Source organism: Bradyrhizobium sp. 23 (assembly GCF_023073295.1).
Lineage (GTDB): Bacteria > Pseudomonadota > Alphaproteobacteria > Rhizobiales > Xanthobacteraceae > Bradyrhizobium > Bradyrhizobium canariense_D.
On sequence record NZ_JADPJF010000160.1, the window covers coordinates 56,520 to 59,699 of the forward strand.

The following is a 3,180-nucleotide window of genomic DNA, read 5'->3' on the forward strand; positions in this document are numbered from 1 at the left end:
GGAGCAGTGTCGACTTGCCTGAACCCGATGGTCCAACGAACACGACGAATTCGCCATGTTCAATGATCAGGTCGACATTCCGCAGGATTTGGATCGTCCCATAGGCCTTATTGATACCTTCCAGGCGGACATCGGCCATCACGCTCTCCTCGGTCGCTGGCTTCCAATGGTGGCTCGGGCTATCGCAACCTCAGACAGGCTGGAGACGATGAAATCGGGCGATACCAGTGAGGGATCATCTCGGGGCGGCACGCCGGTCGTGACCAGCACGGTCGGAAGCCCTGCTCTCTTGCCAGCCTGAATATCAGTCTGAATCTGGTCTCCGATCATCAAGGTGGCGCTGCGTACCGTGCCCAGGCGGGAAAGTGCAGTCTCGATCATATGCGGCTCCGGCTTACCAACAATCAAAGGCTCCACTTTCGTGGCGGCAGCCACGGCGGCGATCGTAGCTCCTGCCCCGGGCTCGAACCCACCTGCCGTCGGCAACAGGAGGTCGGGGTTGGTGCCAATAAAGGCTGCTCCATTTAGGATCGCGTCGACCGCAATCCGCAGCTTCTCATGCGTAATTTGTCGATCGAGCCCCATGACCACGGCGTCGGGCTTTCGATCCGTCACCTCGAGCCCCGCGTCTGTCATGGCTTTCGTAAGGGATGGCGCGCCGATGACGAATATACGCCCAAATTCCGGGTATGTAGCGCGGATGAGCTCGGCGGCGGTGATGGCGCTGGTGACCACGTCGTTCGGCGCAATAACAAGCCCAAGGCCTGCCAGTTTGCTGACGACATCCGCTGGCGTGTGCGTCGAGTTGTTCGTCACGAAGCAGATGGGCAATCCGGCCGCCTGCCACCGTCCAAATGCCTCCACGGAATCGACGATAGCCGCGTTGCCGCGGTAGACGACGCCGTCGAGATCCGAAATGATACCGTCCACTGGCGGCCAAATGGGGGGAGAAGCGACACTAGCCATTCATCAGCATCCCGCCATTCACGTGTACGATCTGCCCGGTCATGTAGGAAGCTGCAGGACTTGCAAGAAAAACAGCAAGACCTGCGATATCCTCCGGCACGCCGACCCGTCCGAGCGGGATACGGCCCCCGTGACGTGCCTCGGTTTCCTCGCGCGGGCGCCCATGCATCGGTGTATCGATGATCCCGGGCGCAATGGCATTCACATTGATCTTGTGTGGGGCACATTCATAGGCGAGCAGCTTGGTGAGGTCGTGAACAATTGCTTTCGACAAACAATAGTCGGCGCCGCCCGCCTGGTAGTTAAAGACTGCACCTTGGGACGATAGCGAGGATCCGATATTGACGATCCGGCCCCCTTTGTCCTTCATGAAGCGCTCGATCGCGAGCTTTGAGCAGCGCAGGACCGCGACCGAGTTGATCTGGATGGTCCGCTCGATTTTGTCCGCATCGCCATTCAGGAGCGGTTGGGCAGATTTGACGCCCGCATTGTTAACCAGCACATCGAGCCGGCCAAAGTGCTTGGCGACCGCGTCCAGAACCCTGTTAACATCGTCCTCACTTGCGACATCCATCGCCATCGGTAGTACGCCGTTGCCATGGGGCAGGCTTGCCAGAGTGCTCCTGAGAGTTTCCAGGTTGGCATCGGTGGCAAGGACATTCGCTCCACCAGATCGAAACGCATTCACGATGGCAGACCCGATGCCGCCCCCGGCACCGGTCACGAGCACCGTTCTGTTTGAAACTGAGAACTGTTCGGTCATTCCAACTCCAGGATCGTTTGGGATTTCAGAAACTCGTCAACGGTCTCGGCGCTCGGCATGGAGCTTTGCGCGCCGCGTCTAGTCACACAGAGCGCGGCTACCGCCAGCGCTTTCCTAACTGCTTCTCTCAAGGGCAGCCGTTCGGCCAGTGATGCGGCGAATGCTCCGTTGAAGGCATCGCCTGCGGCGGTAGTATCGACCGCTCTCACGGGAAAGGCTCGCAGGGCAAAAGAGCGGGTCTTATCAGCATAATAGGCGCCCTGTGCCCCGAGGGTGATCAGCGCGGCACCTGGCCCGAGATCAAGAAGCTTGGACGCAGCGTGGGCGGCACCTTCAAAGTCGTCGACCTCGATACCTGTCAGCTCAAAAGCCTCTGTCTGGTTCGGTGTGACGAAATCGACACAGCTCCACGCTGTCGACGGAAGCCCGGACCTCACTGGCGCCGGATTGAAGATCAGCTCGAAGCCCTTGTCCCGCTTCAGCTCGAAGAGCCTGTTGAGCGCTCCGACCGGCATACCCATTTCGGCGACCACGATCGCATTGTGCTGAATGAATTCCGCGGCGTTCTCAATCATCTGCGGCGTGACGTTTAGGTTGGCGCCGGGATCTATGACAATCATGTTAGTGCCGTCGTCACCGACCATGACCAGAGCGGAGCCGGAGACTTCGCCCGGCGCGATTTTGATCGCGTCGGCGCAAACGCCGGCCTCTGTCAGGGACTGCAGGAGCCAATGACCCGCATCATCATCGCCAAGGCGCGTGTAAAAGTGCGGTCTCAAGCCAAGCCGAGCCGCGGCCACAGCCTGATTGGCGCCTTTCCCTCCAGGGTGACGGGTCAGCGTTCCCATCAGGCTTTCACCTGGCGTTGGCAGCCGCTCGACATTGAAGCAGAGATCGAGGTTTGTCGTTCCGAAGAACATCAACGGCCTGGCACTCATTTTACAGCACCAAAGGTAAGGCCACGCTCCAGGTGGCGCTGGCCGATGACGATCAGGATCACGGGAATGATCATCGTCACGACCAATCCTGCCGCCATGACGGGATAGAATTGCACGCCCGGGTTTAGCAGCTTGAGCAGAGCGACGGTTACCGGCGCCTTGGTCGAAGAGAGGATCAGGCCGAGCGCAAAATTGTGCCACGCGAGCAGGAAGATGAGCAGAGAGGCCCCTATCAGACCGGGCTTCAAAAGCGGCAGCACGATGTGCAACACGACCCTGACCGGCTTGGCGCCATCCATGGCAGCCGCCTCTTCGATGTCCTTTGGGATATCTTCGATATAGGAGCGGCTCAGCCAAACGATCATCGGCAGTGTGACGACCTGGTAGACCCAGATCATGCCGATATAGGTGTCATACAGGCCAATCGTCTGGAAAACGCTGAACAGGGGGATGACGACCAGTAGGACCGGGGCAAAGCGGAAGCCCAGAATGAAGAAGGCAATGTCTTCTTTG

General features: G+C 59.2%; 5 protein-coding genes. All 5 read right to left on the minus strand.

What is annotated here, in order from left to right:
- Positions 1-139, minus strand: a 139-nt coding sequence (locus IVB32_RS42335) for an ATP-binding cassette domain-containing protein (protein WP_247413219.1), incomplete at its 3' end; no start/stop codon positions are given.
- Entirely contained in the window at positions 139-966 is an 828-nt protein-coding gene (locus IVB32_RS42340) for an HAD-IIA family hydrolase (RefSeq protein ID WP_247360775.1), read from the minus strand. The genes IVB32_RS42340 and IVB32_RS42335, both read right to left, overlap by 1 nt.
- The gene (locus IVB32_RS42345; protein ID WP_026233437.1) at positions 959-1,729 is read right to left on the minus strand and encodes an SDR family oxidoreductase; all 771 of its coding nucleotides are present in this window, start codon (positions 1,727-1,729) and stop codon (positions 959-961) included. Before IVB32_RS42345 ends, IVB32_RS42340 begins: the two co-directional genes overlap by 8 nt.
- Complete coding sequence (locus IVB32_RS42350; protein WP_018457748.1) at positions 1,726-2,667, minus strand: ribokinase; 942 nt, start codon at positions 2,665-2,667, stop codon at positions 1,726-1,728. Before IVB32_RS42350 ends, IVB32_RS42345 begins: the two co-directional genes overlap by 4 nt.
- A partial coding sequence (locus IVB32_RS42355) for a carbohydrate ABC transporter permease (RefSeq protein ID WP_247413201.1) occupies positions 2,664-3,180 on the minus strand: 517 nt, incomplete at its 5' end. The genes IVB32_RS42350 and IVB32_RS42355, both read right to left, overlap by 4 nt.

Excerpts from the sequence above, each read along its gene's own strand:
- IVB32_RS42350 (WP_018457748.1), bottom strand. The coding sequence starts at position 2,667 with ATGAGTGCCAGGCCGTTGATGTTCTTCGGAACGACAAACCTCGATCTC.
- IVB32_RS42340 (WP_247360775.1), bottom strand. The coding sequence starts at position 966 with ATGGCTAGTGTCGCTTCTCCCCCCATTTGGCCGCCAGTGGACGGTATC.
- IVB32_RS42345 (WP_026233437.1), bottom strand. The coding sequence starts at position 1,729 with ATGACCGAACAGTTCTCAGTTTCAAACAGAACGGTGCTCGTGACCGGT.